The organism is Caballeronia sp. LZ028 (assembly GCF_031451415.1).
GTDB lineage: Bacteria > Pseudomonadota > Gammaproteobacteria > Burkholderiales > Burkholderiaceae > Caballeronia > Caballeronia zhejiangensis.
The window spans coordinates 1263577-1282878 of record NZ_JARUXN010000004.1 but is presented as its reverse complement, the minus strand read 5'-3'; the positions used below and the strand labels follow the sequence as shown (position 1 = coordinate 1282878).

16 protein-coding genes are annotated in these 19302 nt (G+C 64.3%); 12 read left to right on the top strand and 4 right to left on the bottom strand.

The features are described from left to right. The first annotated feature begins 14 nt into the window (after window positions 1-14). Both QCE58_RS28635 and QCE58_RS28630 read left to right on the top strand, forming a co-directional pair. Window positions 15-1379, top strand: coding sequence for an NAD(P)/FAD-dependent oxidoreductase (locus QCE58_RS28635; RefSeq protein WP_008353974.1), 1365 nt, complete (start codon window positions 15-17; stop codon window positions 1377-1379). Between the two features lie 189 nt (window positions 1380-1568). Next, on the top strand, window positions 1569-2444 hold the full coding sequence (locus QCE58_RS28630) for a dienelactone hydrolase family protein (protein ID WP_250521507.1): 876 nt from the start codon (window positions 1569-1571) through the stop codon (window positions 2442-2444). A 6-nt stretch (window positions 2445-2450) separates the two neighbouring features. On the opposite strand, the gene QCE58_RS28625 is transcribed toward QCE58_RS28630, so the two are convergent. Both QCE58_RS28625 and QCE58_RS28620 read right to left on the bottom strand, forming a co-directional pair. Next, window positions 2451-3320: a sulfurtransferase gene (locus QCE58_RS28625; RefSeq protein ID WP_175982506.1), complete on the bottom strand. Its 870-nt coding sequence runs from the start codon at window positions 3318-3320 to the stop codon at window positions 2451-2453. Between the two features lie 105 nt (window positions 3321-3425). Continuing rightward, window positions 3426-4532 (bottom strand): aromatic ring-hydroxylating dioxygenase subunit alpha, encoded by a 1107-nt coding sequence (locus QCE58_RS28620; protein WP_008353970.1) that lies wholly within the window; start codon window positions 4530-4532, stop codon window positions 3426-3428. A gap of 310 nt (window positions 4533-4842) precedes the next feature. On the opposite strand from QCE58_RS28620, the gene QCE58_RS28615 reads away from it, so the two are divergent. From QCE58_RS28615 to folE2, 4 genes are all read left to right on the top strand, one after another. After that, a complete protein-coding gene (locus tag QCE58_RS28615; protein ID WP_008353969.1) occupies window positions 4843-5178 on the top strand; it encodes an exodeoxyribonuclease VII small subunit in 336 nt (111 codons plus the stop codon). Beyond that, window positions 5175-6062, top strand: coding sequence for a polyprenyl synthetase family protein (locus QCE58_RS28610; protein WP_250521508.1), 888 nt, complete (start codon window positions 5175-5177; stop codon window positions 6060-6062). Before QCE58_RS28615 ends, QCE58_RS28610 begins: the two co-directional genes overlap by 4 nt. A gap of 88 nt (window positions 6063-6150) precedes the next feature. After that, window positions 6151-8067 carry a 1-deoxy-D-xylulose-5-phosphate synthase gene (gene dxs, locus QCE58_RS28605; protein WP_008353967.1) on the top strand — a complete coding sequence of 639 codons (1917 nt, stop codon included), beginning with the start codon at window positions 6151-6153 and terminating at the stop codon, window positions 8065-8067. 146 nt (window positions 8068-8213) lie between these two features. Continuing rightward, on the top strand, window positions 8214-9020 hold the full coding sequence (folE2, locus tag QCE58_RS28600; RefSeq protein ID WP_175982504.1) for a GTP cyclohydrolase FolE2: 807 nt from the start codon (window positions 8214-8216) through the stop codon (window positions 9018-9020). A gap of 4 nt (window positions 9021-9024) precedes the next feature. Here folE2 and QCE58_RS28595 read toward each other — a convergent pair whose 3' ends face one another. After that, window positions 9025-9942 carry a LysR substrate-binding domain-containing protein gene (locus QCE58_RS28595; protein WP_175982503.1) on the bottom strand — a complete coding sequence of 306 codons (918 nt, stop codon included), beginning with the start codon at window positions 9940-9942 and terminating at the stop codon, window positions 9025-9027. A 105-nt stretch (window positions 9943-10047) separates the two neighbouring features. Between QCE58_RS28595 and QCE58_RS28590 the strand changes: the two genes are divergently transcribed. Next, window positions 10048-11271: an MFS transporter gene (locus QCE58_RS28590; protein ID WP_309780511.1), complete on the top strand. Its 1224-nt coding sequence runs from the start codon at window positions 10048-10050 to the stop codon at window positions 11269-11271. 39 nt (window positions 11272-11310) lie between these two features. Further along, window positions 11311-11937 (top strand): glutathione S-transferase family protein, encoded by a 627-nt coding sequence (locus QCE58_RS28585; RefSeq protein WP_175982501.1) that lies wholly within the window; start codon window positions 11311-11313, stop codon window positions 11935-11937. Window positions 11938-11943: 6 nt separating this feature from the next. Here the strand turns inward: QCE58_RS28585 and tsaD are convergent, their stop codons facing one another. Further along, window positions 11944-12972, bottom strand: a complete 1029-nt coding sequence (gene tsaD / locus QCE58_RS28580; RefSeq protein WP_175982500.1) for a tRNA (adenosine(37)-N6)-threonylcarbamoyltransferase complex transferase subunit TsaD — start codon at window positions 12970-12972, stop codon at window positions 11944-11946. Between the two features lie 75 nt (window positions 12973-13047). Here tsaD and QCE58_RS28575 point away from each other — a divergent pair, with 75 nt between their 5' ends. From QCE58_RS28575 to rpoD, 4 genes are all read left to right on the top strand, one after another. Further along, the gene (locus tag QCE58_RS28575; RefSeq protein ID WP_250521510.1) at window positions 13048-14274 is read left to right on the top strand and encodes an NAD(P)/FAD-dependent oxidoreductase; all 1227 of its coding nucleotides are present in this window, start codon (window positions 13048-13050) and stop codon (window positions 14272-14274) included. Window positions 14275-14487: 213 nt separating this feature from the next. Further along, window positions 14488-14934 carry a GatB/YqeY domain-containing protein gene (locus tag QCE58_RS28570; RefSeq protein ID WP_250521511.1) on the top strand — a complete coding sequence of 149 codons (447 nt, stop codon included), beginning with the start codon at window positions 14488-14490 and terminating at the stop codon, window positions 14932-14934. 19 nt (window positions 14935-14953) lie between these two features. Next, a complete protein-coding gene (gene dnaG, locus QCE58_RS28565) occupies window positions 14954-16831 on the top strand; it encodes a DNA primase (RefSeq protein ID WP_250521512.1) in 1878 nt (625 codons plus the stop codon). Window positions 16832-17240: 409 nt separating this feature from the next. Further along, the gene (gene rpoD / locus QCE58_RS28560) at window positions 17241-19298 is read left to right on the top strand and encodes an RNA polymerase sigma factor RpoD (RefSeq protein ID WP_075583507.1); all 2058 of its coding nucleotides are present in this window, start codon (window positions 17241-17243) and stop codon (window positions 19296-19298) included. Window positions 19299-19302: the final 4 nt, after the last annotated feature.

Below are 19302 nucleotides of genomic sequence, written 5' to 3'. Positions count from 1 at the left end.
ACAGGGAGAGTTCCATGCATCGCTTCATCATCATCGGCGGAGGCGCAGGCGGCCTCGAACTCGCAACTCGTCTCGGCGACCGTTTCGGCTCGACGGATTCCAAAACGCCGCCGAAAGCGCAAGTCACGCTCGTCGACCGCAACCCGACGCATATTTGGAAACCGCTCCTGCATGAAGTCGCGGCGGGCAGCATGGATCCCTTCACGCAGGAACTCGAATACGCGGCACAAGCCCTGTGGCACGGCTTCGAGTTTCAGCAGGGCGAACTCGTCGGACTGAATCGGGCGGCGAAGCGCATCACGATCGGCGCGTTGCGCGATGAAGAAGCCGGCGAACTGCTGCCCGAGCGCGAGTTGGAGTACGACACGCTCGTCATCGCGATCGGCAGCACGACGCATTTCTTCGGCGTCGAAGGCGCGCAGCAGAATTCGATCGCGCTCGATACCGTCGGTCAGGCGGAGCTCTTCCGCAAGCGCCTGATCGCGGCCTGCATGCGCGCGGAGCATTTCGCACCGGAACCCGTCGCGGCGGGCGTGGACGAAGTCGACGAAGAGCCCGGCGTCGATCCCGTGCCGCGCATTCAGGTGGCGATCGTCGGCGCGGGCGCGACGGGCGTCGAATTGTCGGCGGAATTGCGCAATACCGCGCAAGTGCTTTCCGCATACGGCTTGCACAAGCTCGATCCGAAGCACGATATCGGCATCGTGCTGATCGAGGCCGGGCCACGCATTCTGCCCGCATTGCAGGAACGCGTGTCCAGCGCGACGGCGGAACTGCTGATGAAGCTCGGCGTAAAGCTGATGACGGGCGAAACCGTCGCGCAGGTCTCGCGCGACACGATCCGCACGGCGAGCGGCAAGACGATTCGCGCGGATCTCACAGTCTGGGCGGCGGGCATCAAGGCGCCCGCGATTCTCAACAATCTCGACGGACTTCCGACCAATCGTCTCGGCCAGCTCGTCGTGCGCCGCACGCTGCAAACCGAAACCGACGAGAACGTCTTCGCGCTCGGCGATTGCGCCGCGTGTCCGTGGCCCGGCAACGAGCGCAACGTTCCGCCGCGCGCGCAGGCCGCGCATCAGCAGGCGAGCTTCCTTTTCAAGTCGTTCGAGCGGATGTTGCAGGGCAAGCCGTTGCCCGAGTACACGTATCGCGATTTCGGCTCGCTGGTGTCGCTCGGCCATTACAGCGCGGTCGGCAATCTGATGGGCGGGTTGATCGGCGGCAACATGCTGATCGAAGGCCTCTTCGCGCGCTTCATGTACATGTCGCTGTATCGCCTGCATGTGGCCGCGCTGCACGGCTATGCGCGCATGGTGCTCGATACTGTCGCGCACTGGCTGCGCCGTTCCACCGCCCCGCGTGTCAAGCTGCACTGACGGAATAGATCCGCTGCGCCGTTCGTTTAAAGCTGTTTAGAATGAGCGGCGCGCTTAATGCATAACGCGCGTTCATCGTCGTGCAGCGCCGCGCGTCGTGACGCCTTGATCGCGTCGCGCGGATTTCAACGATCCTCGCCGTCGCGCGATCGAGTACGCGCCGCGACGGCATTGCCGCGGGAGCTTCGTATGCTAGACCCTGAAGTCGACAGCCTCATTCCGCATGTCCCGTTCAACCGACGCAATTTCATCAAGGCGACCTTCGGCACCGGCTTCGCGGCCGCCGTGCTGCCGGTGTCCGCGCAAACCGTTCACACCGACAACGATGGGCTGGAAGCCGGCGCCATCGGCATACGCGGCGCGGATGGCACGCTCGTGCCGGCGTACCGCGCGCAGCCCAAAGGCAAGACGCATTTGCCGGTCATCATCGTGATTCACGAGATTTTCGGCGTGCACGAGCATATCGCCGACGTCTGCCGGCGCTTCGCCAAGCAGGGTTATCTCGCCATCGCGCCGGATCTCTACACGCGTCAGGGCGATGCATCGGCCTACAAGTCGATGCAGCAGCTCAACGAACAACTCGTGTCGAAAGTGCCCGATGCACAAGTGATCTCCGACATCGATCAGACGGTCAAATGGGCGGGCGAGCATGGCGGCGATCCGAAGCGCGTCGGCATTACCGGGTTTTGCTGGGGCGGGCGCATCACCTGGCTCTATGCCGAGCACAATCCCAATGTGAAGGCGGCCGTGGCGTGGTACGGACGGCTCGTCGGCAACAAGACCGAGAACACGCCGGCCAATCCGATCGACCTCGCGAGCCAGCTCAAAGTGCCTGTGCTCGGCCTATATGGCCGGCAGGATCAGAGCATCCCGCAGGATACGATCGAGCAGATGAAACAGGCGCTCGCGAACGACCCGCCGCCCGCGAAAGACTCGCAGTTCGTCGTGTACGACGACGCGCCGCATGCGTTCTTCGCGGATTATCGGCCGAGCTATCGCAAAGCCGACGCCGAGGACGGATGGAAGCGCGCGCTCGCGTGGTTCCGCGAGCACGGCGTCAAATAACGGCGTTCACGGATTCGGGCCGGTCGCGACGGGCCGGCCCGGATCGGCGCTCCACTCGCTCCACGAGCCGGGATAGAGCGCCGCGCCGTGCAGGCCGGCGATCTCCATCGCGAGCGCGTTATGGCATGCCGTCACGCCCGAGCCGCATTGCAGGACGACGCGGTCCGCCGGCGTCGTGCCGACGAGCGAACCGAACGCCTCGCGCAGTTCGTGCGCGGTCTTGAAGCGGCCTTCCGCCGTCAGATTGTTCTTGAAAAAGTGATTCAGCGCGCCGGGAATGTGCCCGCCGACGGGATCGATCGTCTCATTCTCGCCGCGGTAACGATCGGCGGCGCGCGCATCGATCAGCAGATGATCGCGCGTGCCGATGCTGCGCTCGATCGCCGGGGCGTCGATCGTCACCTGAAGCGGCGCGCCGGCCTTGAACGTGCCCTGCGTCTTCGGCGGCACGGCGGTATCGAGCGGATTGCCCGCGGCTTCCCAGGCCTGCAGGCCGCCGTCGAGCAACGCGACGGAATCGTGCCCGAGCCAGCGCAGCAGCCACCAGAGACGCGCGGCGTACATGCCGCCGTGGGCATCGTACGCGACTACTTGCTGGCCCTCGTTCAGGCCGAAGCTGGCCAGTTTGGCGACGAGCGCGGCGCGCTCCGGCAGCGGATGACGCCCGTTCGTGCCCGTCTTGACGCCGGACAGATCTCGATCCAGATGAAGATAGTGCGCGCCGGGAATATGCCCTTGCGCATAGGCCGCTTCGCCGGATTCGGGCGCGGCCAGATCGAAGCGGCAATCGAAGACGAGCATGCTGCCGGGCGCGGCGGCGAGCCGTTCGGCGAGATTCGCCGCCGAGATGAGCGTGGTGTAGTGGGTGTGCGGCATGACGGCTCCTGTGCGTCGCTCATGTGCGAGACTTGAACCGTTAGTCTAAACAAAAAGGCGGGCCTGAAAGCCCGCCTTTTCGTAACTCTGGCCGAACGGCCTATATCAGATCGCGCCGAGCTGATGCCGCAAGAACTCGTGGAAGTGCTGCATGCCGGATTCCATCGGGCTCTGATACGGCCCGACCTGATTCTCGCCGCGCGACATCAGCGCGCGCCGGCCCGCGTCCATGCGCTCGCCGATTTCGTCGTCCTCACGCGCGGTTTCCATATACGCAGCGCGCTCGGCCTCGATGAACTCACGCTCAAAAAGTGCGATTTCCTCGGGGTAATAGAACTCGACGATGTTCGTCGTCTTCTGCGTGCCTTGTGGAATCAGCCACGACACGACCAGCACATGGGGATACCACTCGATCATCAGACCGGGGTAATACACCATCCAGATCGCACCGAACTCGGGCGGCGCGCCGTTGCGAAAGCGCAGGACTTCGTCGTGCCACTTGCGATACGTCGGGCTGCCCGGCTTTTCCAAGTTCTTGTGGACGCCCACGGTCTGGACGCTGTACCAGTCGCCGAATTCCCACTCGAGGTTGTCGCACGACACGAAGCTGCCGAGTCCCGGATGGAACGGCGCGACGTGATAGTCCTCGAGATAGACTTCGATGAACGTCTTCCAGTTGTAATTGCACTCGTGCACTTCGACGTGATCGAACATGAAGCCCGAAAAATCGAAGTGCTTTGCGGTGCCAAGCCGCGCGAGATCCGCGGCGACGTTGCGGCCCTCCGATTCGAAGAGCAGGCCTTGCCAGTTCTGCAGCGAAGTCTTGCCGAGGTTCAGGCAAGGCTTGTCCGCGAAATGCGGCGCGCCGAGCAGTTGACCGTTGAGATCGTAGGTCCAGCGATGCAGCGGGCAGACGATGTTGTCCGCGCTGCCGCGGCCATTGAGCATGATCGCCTGGCGATGGCGGCACACGTTGGACAGCAGTTCGATATTGTTCTGCTGATTGCGGACGAGCACGCGCCCTTCGCCTTCGCCCGGAAGCGCGAAATAGTTGCCCGCTTCGGGAACCATGAGTTCGTGCCCGACGTAGCGTGGACCTTGCTTGAAAAGTGTGTCGAGTTCGCGCGTAAGAAGCGCTTCGTCAAAGTAAGCCGTGACTGGCAGCTGACTGTGAATGGCGTTCAGCTGCAATGCATTGCTCAGATTGGACATTCCCACTCCCGTTAAGACGTGAAAGCAGTGAACAACCCAACCATCGAAGATTCGATTTAGGGAGCCCGCGATTATACCGAAATCCGCATCCTTGGGGTGCTTAAGGTCTTGATTTGGGTATAAATTGTCGCGAGAGTTCCTCGCAATCGTTGCGCCCGCGCGCTTGAATCGCACGTTCCTTCCCGATTGGCGGAGAATCCGGCAAAGCAATCTCGACGGTCCCGCGTGGACGGGATGCGGGTCGAAAATTTGGCTTTTGCCGTAGAATGTGCGACTTGGTTCCAAAAATTCAATTGCACATCCACGATTCATGGCGAAGACCGCTGTCCAGGAAACAGGCGAGCAAACCGGCGCAAGCGCACAGAGCGCGGACGCCGCCCCGCTTCCCGAGAATTACGAGGCGGCGCTGGCAGAACTCGAATCGCTCGTCGCGCGCATGGAAGAGGGCGCGCTGAGCCTCGAGGAATCGCTTGCGGCATACCGCCGCGGCGCAGCGCTTGTCGGCTTTTGCCAACAGCAACTCGAAAAAGTTGAGCAGCAGGTACGCGTTCTCGATGGCGAGACGCTCAAACCGTTGCCCGCCGAGGTGCAGCGCGCCACGCAGGGTGCCGGAGCGACGAACGACGACGGGGACGACGACCTATGACCTTCGAACAATGGATGCGCGCGACGCTCGATCGCGTCGAGACGGCGCTGGAACACTATCTTCCGGGCACGGACGTCGCGCCGGCGCGCCTGCACGAAGCCATGCGCTACGCGGTGCTGGGCGGCGGCAAGCGCGTGCGGCCCCTGCTCGTCCACGCGGCGGGCGAGCTGACCGGCGCGAGCGCGCAGGCCGTCGAAGCGGCGAGCGCGGCACTCGAGATGATCCACGTCTATTCGCTGGTGCATGACGATATGCCCGCCATGGATGACGACGCGTTGCGTCGCGGCAAGCCTACCGTACACATCCAATATGACGAAGCGACGGCACTGCTCGTCGGTGACGCGCTGCAATCGCAGGCGTTCGTCGCATTGACGGCGGAAGGCAACGGTTTGTGCGATGCCCAGCAAGCCGCGCTCGTGCGCGAGCTGGCGGTCGCGAGCGGCTCGCTCGGGATGGCGGGCGGTCAGGCGATCGACCTGGAAAGCGTCGGCCGCAAGCTGTCGCGCCCCGAGCTCGAGACGATGCATCGCAAGAAAACAGGTGCGCTGCTGCGCGCATCGGTCCGCATGGGCGCGCTCGCGGGCACGCATCCCGGCGCGGAAGCGCTGACGTCGCTGGATCGGTATGCGGCAGCGATCGGTCTCGCATTCCAGGTCGTCGACGACATCCTGGACGTCACCGCCGATTCCGCCACGCTCGGCAAGACCGCCGGCAAGGACGCGCAGCACGACAAGCCCACTTACGTATCGATCATCGGGCTCGATGCGTCGCGCGAACTCGCTGCGCAACTGGGCCGCGACGCGCACGCCGCGATCGAGCCGTTCGGCGCGCGCGGCCAGCGTCTCGCCGAGCTTGCCGACCTGGTCGTGAACCGGGTGAATTGATTGTTGAACGCGTGACGAACCCCACGGTGCGAAGAAAGAAACAATCGCACCGAACGAATCACGCCAGTTTTCCTAAAATGGGACGACGATGTACGACTTGCTGAAAACCATCGACGATCCGGCCGATCTCCGCGCCCTCGATCGCCGCCAATTGCAACCGCTGGCCGACGAGCTGCGAGCCTACGTGCTCGATAGCGTGTCCCAGACGGGCGGCCATCTGTCGTCCAATCTGGGCACGGTGGAGCTGACCATCGCGTTGCACTATGTGTTCGATACGCCTAATGACCGCATCGTCTGGGACGTCGGTCATCAGACGTATCCGCACAAGATCCTGACCGGCCGCCGCGATCAGATGCCGGGGCTGCGCCAGCTCGGCGGCATCTCCGGTTTCCCGCGCCGCGCCGAATCCGAATACGACACCTTCGGCACCGCGCATTCGAGCACGTCGATTTCGGCTGCGCTCGGCATGGCGATCGCCAACAAGCTGCAGGGCGACAACCGCTTCTCGATCGCCGTGATCGGCGACGGCGCGATGACCGCGGGCATGGCCTTCGAAGCGATGAACAACGCGGGCGTCGCCGACGACGTGCCGCTGCTCGTCATCCTCAACGACAACGACATGTCGATTTCGCCGCCGGTCGGCGCGTTGAATCGCCATCTCGCGCGTCTGATGTCGGGCCGTTTCTACGCCGCCGCGCGCGCGGGCGTCGAACGCGTGCTGCGCCATGCGCCGCCCGTGCTCGATCTCGCGCGCAAGCTCGAAGAGCACGCGAAGGGCATGATCGTCCCGGCCACGCTATTCGAGGAGTTCGGCTTCAACTACATCGGCCCGATCGACGGTCACGATCTCGATTCGCTGATCCCGACGCTGCAGAACATCAAGGAACTGCGCGGCCCGCAATTCCTGCACGTCGTCACGAAGAAAGGCCAGGGCTACAAGCTCGCGGAAGCCGATCCGGTGCTGTATCACGGTCCGGGCAAGTTCAATCCGGCTGAAGGCATCAAGCCGTCGACGGCGCCATCGAAGAAGACTTACACGCAGGTGTTCGGCGAATGGCTGTGCGACGCCGCAGCGCAAGACTCGCGCGTGGTCGGCATCACGCCGGCGATGCGCGAAGGCTCCGGCATGGTCGAGTTCGAGAAGCGCTTCCCGGACCGCTATTTCGATGTCGGCATCGCCGAACAGCACGCGGTGACCTTCGCGGGCGGCCTGGCCGCGGACGGCATGAAGCCGGTCGTCGCCATCTATTCGACCTTCCTGCAACGCGCGTATGACCAACTGATCCACGACGTCGCGCTGCAGAATCTGCCAGTCGTGTTCGCGATCGATCGCGCGGGCCTCGTCGGCGCGGACGGCGCGACGCACGCGGGCAACTACGATCTCGCGTTCCTGCGCTGCATCCCGAACATGACGGTGATGGCCGCGTCGGACGAAAACGAGTGCCGCCAGATGCTCTACACGGCGCTGCAGCAGCCGAACCCGACGGCCGTGCGCTATCCGCGCGGCGCGGGCACCGGCGTGGCGACGGTCAAGCAGATGACCGCGATTCCGGTCGGCAAGGGCGAGATTCGCCGCGAGTCGTCGCAAAAGCTGGGCTCGGGCAAGCGCATCGCGATTTGCGCGTTCGGCACGATGGTCGCGCCGTCGCTCGCCGCCGCCGAGGAACTGGATTTGACCGTCGCCAACATGCGCTTCGTGAAACCGGTCGACGCCGATCTGCTGCGCGAACTCGCCGCCACGCACGACGCGATCGTCACGATCGAAGAAGGCACGATCATGGGCGGCGCGGGTTCCGCGTGCGTCGAAGCGCTGCTTGCAAGCTCCATCGTGAAGCCCGTGCTGCAACTCGGCTTGCCGGACGTGTTCATCGATCACGGCGATCCGGCCAAGCTGCTGTCGAGCGTCGGACTGGACGCGGCTGGCATCGCCAAGTCGATTCGCGAGCGCTTTATCGACGCAATCGAAAGCGCCAACGCAGGGAAGCTGACGAAGCGCGTCGCCTGACGACGCTTCGCTCGAACGGCGCGCTCGGGGTGCGCCGTGCATCAACGCTTTGGCACACGGCGCGGGCATCGTCCCGCGCCGTGTGCGCTTGAACGTATCGACCCGCTCGCGTCTTGCGCGACGCGCGGCGCATAAGGACAAAACAAATGAATCAGATGAATCCCGCCTTCGTGATGCCCGACGTCCAGAGCACGCCCGACACGCGTCAGATCGCGATTCAGCGCGTCGGCGTCAAGGGCGTGCGCTATCCGCTGACGGTGCTGACGGAAGACGGGCTGAAGCCGACCGTCGGCGTATGGAACCTCGACGTGCATCTGCCCGCGGAACAGAAGGGCACGCACATGTCGCGTTTCGTCGCGTTGCTGGAAGAGAACCGGCTGCCGGTCGATCAGCACGCGCTGCGCGGATTGCTCTCGCTGATGCTGGCGAAGCTCGAAGCGCACTCCGGCCGTATCGAAGTGACGATGCCGTACTTCGTCATGAAGACCGCGCCGGTCTCGGGCGTGAAGAGCTTGCTGGACTACGAAGTGACGTTTATCGCCGAGCGGCGTGACGGCGACACGCGCATGTCGATCAAAGTGCTCGTGCCGGTGACGAGCCTGTGCCCGTGCTCGAAGAAAATCTCGCAGTACGGCGCGCACAACCAGCGCTCGCACGTCACGATCGCGGCGGAATTGGCCGACGAGATGCCGGTCGAGGAACTGATCCGCATCGCCGAGGAAGAGGCGTCGTGCGAACTGTGGGGCTTGCTGAAGCGTCCGGACGAGAAGTTCGTCACCGAGCGCGCGTATGAAAATCCGAAGTTCGTCGAGGACCTCGTGCGCGATGTCGCGACGCGCCTGAACGCCGACGCGCGCATCGTCGCCTATACGCTCGAAGCCGAGAACTTCGAGTCGATCCACAATCACAGTGCGTATGCCGTGATCGAGCGCGACAAGCGCCGCGACGCCTGAACGTCTAGGCAAGCGCCGTTTCCGCGGAAACGTGCGCTTCCCGCACCGATTCCACCACGAGCGACGCCAGCCGCTCGACGAGCGGCGAGCCCTTTCCCGACGCGCGATGCAGCGCGAGCGGAATCGACGGCAGCGCGGGCAAACCGCCTTCGCCGCCATCGAGCGGACGAACGGTCGACGGCAGGCCGTAGCTCGTTCGCACCGTCACGCCGAGTCCCGCCGCTGCCGCCGCCCACAGTCCGGACAGGCTCGGGCTCGTGAACGCCACACGCCATTTGATGCCCGCACGGTCGAGCGCCGCCGCCGCCGCGCTGTGGAAGAGACACGGCCGATCGAAAACGATGAGCGGCAAGGGCTCGTCGGCGTCGAAATGCCAGGGAACGGTCGATGACGCGATCCAGCGCATCGGCGGCGCGGCGATCGGCTCGGGCAGATTCGACGCCTGACTTTCATCCGGCACGCCCGCCGCGCCCCACACGAGCGCGAGATCGAGCTGCGCGCCGCCGATGCGCTCCAGCAGTTCCGTATTCCGCGCGACGCGCGCTTCGATCCGCACTTTCGGGTGCGCTCGCGCGAAGCGTCCGAGCACATCGGGCAGCACGACTTCGCCGAAATCTTCCTGCAGACCGAGCCGGATCCAGCCTTCCAGATCGACGCCGCGAACCGCGACCGCGGCTTCGTCGTTCAGCTCGACGAGCCGCCGCGCGTAGTTGAGCATGACCTCGCCGGCATCGGTGAGTGCGAGCCCGCGTCCCGATTTGCGAAACAGCGGTGTGCCCGCCTGTTCTTCCAGCTTGTGAATCTGGGCGCTGACGGCGGACGTCGAACGCCCGACGCGATCGGCTGCTTTCGCGAAACTCCCGAGGTCCACGCCCGCGACGAAGCTGCGCAACACCGCGAGGTCGAAGGTTGTCTGGCTCATGATGACAGTCCCGATTTGATGAACGGTCCGTCGCAAACTTTGCGATTTTCAGGATGATGTTAAGCGTTCAAACTGGCCCCAGTCAACTTTTCGATGGACTGCGACATGGCCATTTCTCTCGCTTTGAACCCCAAAACCGCACTCGGCGATGGACACCGCTGGAAAGTGCTCGGCGTGGGCGTCGCGGCGAACGCGAGCGTGTCGGCGGCGGCGACGGGCTTTCCGACGACCGCCGTCTGGGTGCGCGGCGCCTACCATCTGAGCAACGGGCAACTGGGCGTCGTGCTGGGCGCCCTAGGCTTGGGCGTCGCGCTGTCCGAATTGCCGTGGGGCGTTCTCACCGACAAGTGGGGCGACCGTCCCGTCCTGCTGACCGGTCTTTTTTCGACGGCCGCGGTGCTCGTCGCGATGACTTTGTTCGCGACGCCCGCGACGGCGAGCTTCGGCTGGCTCGTCTTCGCGATGTGCGCGCTGGGCCTGCTCGGCGGCCGCGTCAACGGGTCGAGCGGACGCGCGGTGATGGCGTGGTTCGGCGAAGGCGAGCGCGGCCTCGCGATGAGCATTCGCCAGACGGCTGTGCCGCTCGGCGGCGGCATCGGCGCGGCGTTGCTGCCGTGGCTCGCGTCGTCGCATGGTTTCGGGGCGGTATTCGGCGCGCTGGCCGCGATGTGCGCGCTGTCCGGCATTTTCGCCTGGCGCTGGCTTCACGAGCCGGCTGAAGCCGTTCATCGGGCGATTCGGAGCGCAGGCGCCGCGCCGCTGAAAAACGCGCTGGTCTGGCGCGTCGTGCTGGGCATCGGCATCTTGTGCGTGCCGCAGTTCGCGGTGCTGAGTTTCGCGACGATCTTCATGCACGACGCCGCGCACTTCGGCCTGACCGCGATCAGCGCGACGATGGCCACGCTCCAGATCGGTGCGATCGCGATGCGCGTCTGGAGCGGCCGCCACACCGACCGGCACCGCAACCGCCGCACGTACCTGCGCGTATCGACGATCGTCGCGTGCGCGTCGTTCGTCGTGCTCGGTATCGCGACGGCGCTCGGCGCGGTCCATTGGCCCGTTTTGCTCGCGGCGATGCTGATTCTCGCGGGCGTCTGCGTGTCGGCATGGCACGGCGTCGCGTACACGGAACTGGCGACGCTCGCGGGCACCGAACGCGCGGGCACCGCGCTCGGCATGGCGAACACGGCGGTCTTCGTCGGCTTTTTCGTGACGCCGCTCGCCATTCCGCACGTGCTCGCGATCGGTTCCTGGCCGATGGTCTGGCTCGGGGCGGGCGTGTGCGCGTCGCTCGCGTGGCCGTTGTTTCCGAGGCCCGCGCGCGCTTAAACTGGCCGTCCACGTCATCACCACCACGCGGAGCGCATCTTGATTCTCATCGGCCAATACGATTCCCCGTTCGTGCGGCGCGTCGGCATCGCGCTGAAGCTCTACGACATGGCGTTCGAGCATCGCCCGTGGTCGGTGTTCGGCGACGCCGACAAGATCGCGCCGTACAACCCGCTGTGCCGCGTGCCGACGCTCGTGCTCGATTCCGGCGATACGCTCATCGAAAGCACGATGATCCTCGACTATCTCGACGCAGAGGCGGGCGATGCGCGCGCTTTGATTCCATCGGGCGGGCCGGAGCGACGTCAGGCGCTGAAGGTCTGCGCGCTCGCGACCGGTCTCGCCGACAAGGCCGTCGCGCTCGTCTACGAACGCGTGCTGCACAAGGAGAAATCGCAGGCGTGGCTCGATCGCTGCACGGGGCAGGTCGAGCGTGTGTTGAATGCGCTGGAAGCGGACCGCGCTGCGCGCGCGACGCCTTACTGGTTCGGCGATGCAATCGGCCACGCCGATATCGCCGTGGCCTGCGCGCTGCGCTTCGCGCGCGAGGCGCATCCGGAAATTTTCAGCTCGACGCGCTGGCCGACGCTCATCGGCCATAGCGATCGCTGCGAAACGCTGCCCGTCTTCAAGGCGATCGTGCAGCCGTTCAATCCGCCTCGATAAAGTGGCTCAGGCGCGCGCGAGCGACGTGAGATCCCAGCGCGGCTTCACGGTGAACGCGTAGTCGCGCACGGCCTGCTCCGGCCAGCGCGACAGGCGCAGCGCGCCCGCGAGCGCGATCATCGCGCCGTTGTCGGTGCACAGCGAAAGGTCGGGGTAATGCACGTCGAAGCGGCGCTTTTTCGCCGCCGCCGACAGCGCCTCGCGCAACTGCCGGTTCGCGCCGACGCCGCCCGCCACGACGAGCCGCTTCAACCCCGTTTTCTTCAGCGCGGCGAGCGATTTAGCGACGAGCACGTCCACGGCCGCATCGACGAAACCGCGCGCGAGATCGGCCTTGGCCTGCTCGCAGACGTTGTTGCCGAGCTTGCGGCTGTGCGTGAGCACGGCGGTTTTCAGGCCGCTGAAGCTGAAATCGAGATCGCCGGAATGGAGCATCGGACGCGGCAGCGCGACCGCGCCGGACGTGCCGAATTCCGCGAGCCGCGACACTTCCGGCCCGCCCGGATAGCCGAGGCCGAGCAGCTTCGCGGTCTTGTCGAAGGCTTCGCCGGCGGCGTCGTCGAGTGTTTCGCCGAGCGTCTCGTAGACGCCGACATCGGTCACGCGCATCAACTGCGTGTGTCCGCCGGACACGAGCAGCGCGACGAACGGAAAGGGCGGCGGCGCGTCGACGAGCAGCGGCGACAGCAAATGCCCTTCCAGATGATGGATGCCGACGGTCGGCTTGTCCCACGCCATCGCCAGCGCATTCGCGATGCTCGCGCCGACGAGCAGCGCCCCCGCGAGCCCCGGCCCTTGCGTGAACGCGATGGCGTCGATGTCGCCGCGCTGTGCGCCGGACTTGTCGAGCACTTCCTCCAGCAGCGGCAGCGCGCGGCGGATGTGATCGCGCGAAGCCAGTTCGGGCACGACGCCGCCGTAATCGCGATGCATCGCGATCTGCGAATGAAGGGCGTGCGAAAGCAGGCCGCGCTCGGTGTCGTAGAGTGCGAGGCCGGTTTCGTCGCAGGAGCTTTCGATGCCTAGAACTAGCATGGATTCAATGCGTTAGAGGAACAGAAAAGTATAGCAGCGGGCGTGATCGCGCGTGTCGAAGGTAAAATGCGCGCCATGGAATCCTTCGATATCGCCGTCATCGGCGCGGGCGCGGCCGGCATGATGTGCGCGGCCGTGGCCGCTCAATCCGGACGCCGCGTCGTCCTCATCGACCACGCAGAGCGTCTCGCCGAAAAAATCCGCATCTCCGGCGGCGGGCGCTGCAACTTCACGAACATCAACGCGCAGCCGGCCAATTTTCTGTCGGCGAATCCGCATTTTTGCCGCTCCGCGCTCGCCCGCTACACGCCGCGCGATTTTCTCGCGCTGCTCAAGCAATACCGCGTGAAGTGGCACGAGAAGCACAAGGGCCAGCTCTTCTGCGACGACTCCAGCGAGACCATCATCGACGTGCTCAAAAGCGAGTGCGATGCCGGTCGCGTCGCGTGGCGGCGTCCGGTCGCCGTGCATGAGGTCCGTCACGACGGCGCGCGTTTCGCGCTCGATACGAACGCGGGCGCGATCGGCGCGGCGGCGCTCGTGATCGCGACCGGTGGCCTGTCGATTCCGAAGATCGGCGCGACGGATTTCGGCTATCGCGTCGCCAAGCAGTTCGGCCACAAGCTCGTCGATACGCGTCCCGCGCTCGTGCCGCTCACGTTCACGTCCGCCGACTGGGCGCCGTTCGCGCAGCTGTCGGGGCTTTCGCTGCCGGTTCGCATCAGCACGGGCAAAGGCAAGACGCGCGGCGAATTCGACGAAGACTTGCTGCTCACGCATCGCGGCGTGTCGGGGCCGGGCGTGCTGCAGATTTCGAGCTACTGGAACACGTCGGAGCCGATTCACCTCGATCTGCTTCCCGACCTCGATCCGACCGCCATGCTGATCGAAGCCAAAGCCGGCTCGAAAAAGCAGATCGGCAATTTTCTGGCCGAGCACGTTCCCGCGCGTCTCGCGCACGCGTGGCTCGAAGCGCAGCGCGTGCCGGTCGACGCGCGCCTCGCCGATCTGCCGGATCGCACGCTGAAGGCGATCGGCGCATCGCTGTCGGACTGGACGCTCACGCCGAGCGGCACCGAAGGCTATCGCAAGGCGGAAGTCACGCGCGGCGGCGTCGACACGCGCGAGCTTTCATCCGCGACGATGATGAGCGAGCGCGTCGCGGGGCTCTATTTCATCGGCGAGGCGGTCGATGTCACCGGCTGGCTCGGCGGCTATAACTTCCAGTGGGCGTGGGCTTCGGGCGTCGCCGCGGGCAAGGCCGCCGCGGAGTACGCGCGAGACGCGGCGACGACCGCCTGAGGGCGTCCGTCCGGGGGTTTTGGCGAGTCTCGAAACGCGGACCCGTTTGCTATACTCGGACGGTCATCGGAGGATTCTCTCCGCTTTCCGCTGGCGCCAGGAAGGCTGTCTGCTAATCCCGCTTGAGGAGGCGTTCCCAAGCGGGTTTTTGCTTTCGCGGGACCGCCGCGCGCCGGCCGGAATTCAAACTTTCGCAATTGCACCGGGTGAACGATGAGCCTCAAAGACCAGATCAACGACGACATGAAGACTGCCATGCGCGCGAAGGAAACCGAGCGTCTCGGCACGATTCGCCTGCTGCTCGCGGCAATCAAGCAGCGCGAAGTCGACGATCGCGTCACGCTCGACGACGCGGGCATCACCGCCGTCATCGACAAGATGATGAAGCAGCGCAAGGATTCGATCAGCCAGTTCGAAGCCGCGAGCCGCACCGATCTCGCCGACAAGGAGAAAGCGGAGCTGGCGGTGCTGGCGGCGTATATGCCCGAACAGCTTTCCGCCGAAGCGATCGCTGCCGAAGTCCAGGCAGCCGTCGCCGCGACCGGCGCCGCCGGGCCGCAGGACATGGGCAAGGTGATGGGCGTGCTGAAGCCGAAGCTCGCCGGCAAGGCCGACATGACCGCCGTCTCCGCGCAGGTGAAAGCCGCACTCGCCAAGTAACGTCCGCAGCTTTCGATCGGTGATTCCGCACGCTTTCCTGCAGGATTTGCTCAACCGCGTCGACATCGTCGACGTGGTGGGCCGCTACGTCCAGTTAAAAAAGGGCGGCGCGAATTTCATGGGCCTTTGCCCATTTCACAACGAGAAAAGCCCGTCGTTCACGGTCAGCCCGACCAAGCAGTTCTATCACTGCTTCGGCTGCAGCGCGCACGGCACCGCGATCGGCTTTCTGATGGAGCATACCGGGCTCACGTTTCCCGAGGCCGTGAAAGACCTGGCGCAAGGCGCCGGCCTGACGGTTCCGCAGGAGCCTTCCAACTCGTTCCGCGGTGGCGGCGGCGACAGCGCACCGAGCAAGGCGGTCAGCGTCGCGTTGACGGACGTCATGCAGACGGCGTGCGATTTCTATCGCAAGCAGTTGCGCGGCGCGCCGAACGCCATCGAATATCTGAAAAAGCGCGGCTTGACCGGTGAGGTCGCCGCGCGCTTCGGGCTCGGCTACGCGCCGGATGGCTGGCAGAACCTCGAGGCGGCCTTTCCCGATTATCGGGATGAAAACCTGGTCGAGTCGGGTTTGGTGATCGTCAGCGAAAAAACGGATTCTCAAGGACAGGCGCGACGTTACGATCGTTTTCGCGAACGCGTGATGTTCCCGATCCGCAATGTGAAGGGCAACGTGATCGGCTTCGGCGGGCGCGTGCTCGACGGGGGCGAGCCTAAATATCTGAACTCGCCGGAGACGCCGCTGTTCAGCAAGGGCAGCGAGCTGTACGGCCTGTTCGAAGCGCGCTTGGCGATTCGTGAACTGGGTTACGTGCTCGTCGTCGAAGGGTATATGGACGTCGTCGCGCTCGCTCAACTGGGTTTTGCGAACGCCGTGGCGACGCTCGGCACGGCGTGTACGCCGATCCACGTGCAGAAGCTGTTTCGTCAGACGGATACCGTCGTCTTCAGTTTCGACGGCGATTCGGCCGGGCGGCGAGCCGCGCGTCGCGCGCTGGAAGCGGCGCTGCCGCACGCTGCGGACAACCGGACCATCAAGTTCCTCTTTCTGCCGAAGGAGCACGATCCGGACAGCTACGTGCGCGAGTTCGGCACGGACGGGTTCGGCGAGCAGGTCGATCGCGCGATGCCGCTGTCGCAGTTCCTGCTGAACGAGGTACTGAACGACAAGGAGCTGGAGCAGCCCGAAGGCCGAGCGAAAGCGCTCTTCGACGCTAAACCGCTGCTTCAGGCGCTGCCCGCGAACGCGTTGCGGGTGCAGATCCTGCATATGCTCGCGGACCGGCTCGACACGCCGTTCACCGAAATCGCCGCGCTATGCGACATCGATTCGCGCGCTGCGGCCGTCGCGCGGGCAAACGTGCCGAAGAGCGAGCGGCGCCGCGTCACCGGACAGGAACAGCGCGCGCTGCGCAATCTGGTGATGTATCCGGGCATCGCGGTTTCGCTCGATCAGGACAGCGAGCGCACCCTCGTAACGATGACCGAGCACGGCGAATTGTTCAGCGAAGTGATCTCGCACGCGCGCGAACTCGGCGATGCCGCGCAGTTCCAGTTGCTGTCGGAGATCTTGAGAAATGCAGCAAACGCGCCCACATACGACGATATCTTTCAGGAAATTCTCGCCTATGATGAAAACGTTCGCGATTTGCTGATGCGCGATCCGTCCGATGAGGACGCGGCGCAGCGAGTCGAGGAACAAAAGCGTCTGCTGGCGGAAGAATTGCAAGCAACAGTGGTGAAGCTGAGGCACGACAGCTACCGGGCGCGGCTGGATCAACTGGCGCGGCAATCGAGTCTGTCGGCGGAAGAGGTCGCGGAGTTCTCGGAGTTGTCGGCGAGAGTGGCGCAGATCAAGGCTGGGCGGGGCGCCGGCGCGGATGGCGCAAGGTGAGAATGCTATAATAAAAAGTTCAAGTGAATTGCTTTTTGTCAACTGTTCAGGCGCTTTCGTCGTTTTTTCACGGTAGATGGGCGGCAGCGGTCGAGCAGTTGGCAAAGGGCATGTGAAGTTGTTTGCAGAGGGAAGCGAAGCAGGAAGGCGCTGGCTGAATGGGCCGTAGGCGACGAAGGTGGCACACGCCGCATAAGTCACACGAAACGGGCCGATAAGCACGCCGGCGAACAGACGGGCGCAAGGGAAGCGGCTGCTATCGAGGGTAGGGCGAGGAGACGATTCACACTCGTCCGAACCGCGATGGCGCCCCGGGCAGGGCACGCAGGACGAAGCAGCGTGCGCGTATTGGGTATTCACGGTTCCATCGGCTGTTGTCCAGCAGCCGCGAGTCGAGACTAAAGCCGGTATGGCGAACTCCATGACGAAAAAGCTGAACGATGTATCCGTCGAAGACGACGCAATGCAAAACGCAGAGTCTGGCGCCGCTCCTGCGGCGAAGGTCGAAAAGGCGAAGGCCCGCGATCGCCGCGCGAAGGAAAAAGCGCTGCTGAAGGACGCGTTCTCGTCGAGCGCGCCCGGCACCGTCGAGGAATTGGAAGAGCGGCGCGGCAAGCTGCGCGCGCTCATCAAGCTCGGCAAGGAGCGCGGCTTCCTCACCTACGGCGAGATCAACGACCACCTTCCGGACAACTTCACGGAAACCGAGGCGATCGAAGGCATCATCAGCACGTTCAATGACATGGGCGTGGCGGTGTACGAGCAAGCGCCCGATGCCGAAACGCTGCTGCTGAACGACAACGCGCCGAACGCGTCGTCCGACGACGAAGTCGAGGAAGAGGCCGAAGTCGCGCTTTCCACGGTTGATTCCGAATTCGGCCGCACGACCGATCCGGTCCGCATGTACATGCGCGAGATGGGCACCGTCGAACTGTTGACGCGCGAAGGCGAAATCGAGATCGCGAAGCGCATCGAAGACGGCCTCAAGCACATGGTCATGGCGATCTCCGCGTGCCCGACGACCATCGCCGACATTCTCGCGATGGCCGAGCGCGTGCAGAACGAGGAAGTGCGCGTCGATGAACTCGTCGACGGCCTGATCGATCCGAACGCGCAGGACACCGATGGCTTCTCCGAGCAGGAAGCGGAAGCGATCGAATCGGAAGAAGAAGAGACCGCGGAAGAGGGCGAAGAGGAAGAGGAAGAAGAGGACGACGGCAGCGCGCAGGCAAGCGCGAACGCCGCTCAACTCGAAGCACTCAAGCTCCAGTCGCTCGAGAAGTTCGCGCTCATCAGCGAATGGTTCGACAAGATGCGCCGCGCCTACGAGAAGGAAGGCTATAAATCGAAGGCGTATCTGAAGGCGCAGGAAGCCATTCAGACTGAGCTCATGAACATTCGCTTCACCGCGCGTACCGTCGAGCGCCTGTGCGATACGCTGCGCGCGCAAGTGGACGAAGTGCGTCAGGTCGAGCGGCAGATCCTGCATACGGTTGTCGACAAGTGCGGCATGCCGCGCGCCGAGTTCATCACGCGATTCCCCGGCAACGAGACGGATCTCGAATGGTCCGACAAGGTCGTCGCCGAGGGTCACGAGTACAGCGCGGTGCTGGAGCGCAATATCCCGGCGATCCGCGAGCAGCAGCAGCGTCTGCTGGATTTGCAGGCGCGCGTCGTTCTGCCGTTGAAGGATCTGAAGGAAACCAACCGTCAGATGGCGGCGGGCGAGTTGAAGGCGCGTCAGGCGAAGCGCGAAATGACGGAGGCGAATCTGCGCCTCGTGATTTCCATCGCGAAGAAGTACACGAATCGTGGCCTGCAGTTCCTCGATCTGATCCAGGAAGGCAACATTGGCTTGATGAAGGCGGTGGACAAGTTCGAATATCGTCGCGGCTACAAGTTTTCGACGTACGCGACGTGGTGGATTCGTCAGGCGATCACGCGTTCGATCGCGGATCAGGCGCGCACCATTCGCATTCCGGTCCACATGATCGAAACGATCAACAAGATGAACCGTATTTCGCGGCAGATCTTGCAGGAGACCGGGCTCGAGCCGGATCCAGCGACGCTCGCCGAGAAGATGGAAATGCCCGAGGACAAGATCCGCAAGATCATGAAGATCGCGAAGGAGCCGATCTCCATGGAAACGCCGATCGGCGACGACGACGATTCGCATCTCGGCGATTTCATCGAGGATACGAACACGGTGGCGCCGTCCGATGCCGCGCTGCATGCATCGATGCGCGACGTCGTGAAGGACGTGCTCGATTCGCTGACGCCGCGCGAGGCGAAGGTGCTGCGCATGCGGTTCGGGATCGAGATGAGCACGGATCACACGCTGGAAGAGGTCGGCAAGCAGTTCGACGTGACGCGTGAGCGGATTCGCCAGATCGAGGCGAAGGCGCTGCGCAAGCTGCGGCATCCGAGCCGGTCGGACAAGTTGAAGTCGTTCCTCGAAGGCAACTGACGGG

Bases quoted from the DNA above. Each gene is read 5' to 3' on its own strand.
- QCE58_RS28635 (WP_008353974.1), top strand. From the start codon at position 15: ATGCATCGCTTCATCATCATCGGCGGAGGCGCAGGCGGCCTCGAACTC.
- QCE58_RS28615 (WP_008353969.1), top strand. From the start codon at position 4,843: ATGGCGAAGACCGCTGTCCAGGAAACAGGCGAGCAAACCGGCGCAAGC.
- QCE58_RS28595 (WP_175982503.1), bottom strand. From the start codon at position 9,942: ATGAGCCAGACAACCTTCGACCTCGCGGTGTTGCGCAGCTTCGTCGCG.
- rpoD (WP_075583507.1), top strand. From the start codon at position 17,241: ATGGCGAACTCCATGACGAAAAAGCTGAACGATGTATCCGTCGAAGAC.
- QCE58_RS28610 (WP_250521508.1), top strand. From the start codon at position 5,175: ATGACCTTCGAACAATGGATGCGCGCGACGCTCGATCGCGTCGAGACG.
- tsaD (WP_175982500.1), bottom strand. From the start codon at position 12,972: ATGCTAGTTCTAGGCATCGAAAGCTCCTGCGACGAAACCGGCCTCGCA.
- QCE58_RS28590 (WP_309780511.1), top strand. From the start codon at position 10,048: ATGGCCATTTCTCTCGCTTTGAACCCCAAAACCGCACTCGGCGATGGA.
- QCE58_RS28625 (WP_175982506.1), bottom strand. From the start codon at position 3,320: ATGCCGCACACCCACTACACCACGCTCATCTCGGCGGCGAATCTCGCC.
- dxs (WP_008353967.1), top strand. From the start codon at position 6,151: ATGTACGACTTGCTGAAAACCATCGACGATCCGGCCGATCTCCGCGCC.
- folE2 (WP_175982504.1), top strand. From the start codon at position 8,214: ATGAATCAGATGAATCCCGCCTTCGTGATGCCCGACGTCCAGAGCACG.
- QCE58_RS28570 (WP_250521511.1), top strand. From the start codon at position 14,488: ATGAGCCTCAAAGACCAGATCAACGACGACATGAAGACTGCCATGCGC.
- QCE58_RS28630 (WP_250521507.1), top strand. From the start codon at position 1,569: ATGCTAGACCCTGAAGTCGACAGCCTCATTCCGCATGTCCCGTTCAAC.
- QCE58_RS28620 (WP_008353970.1), bottom strand. From the start codon at position 4,532: ATGTCCAATCTGAGCAATGCATTGCAGCTGAACGCCATTCACAGTCAG.
- QCE58_RS28575 (WP_250521510.1), top strand. From the start codon at position 13,048: ATGGAATCCTTCGATATCGCCGTCATCGGCGCGGGCGCGGCCGGCATG.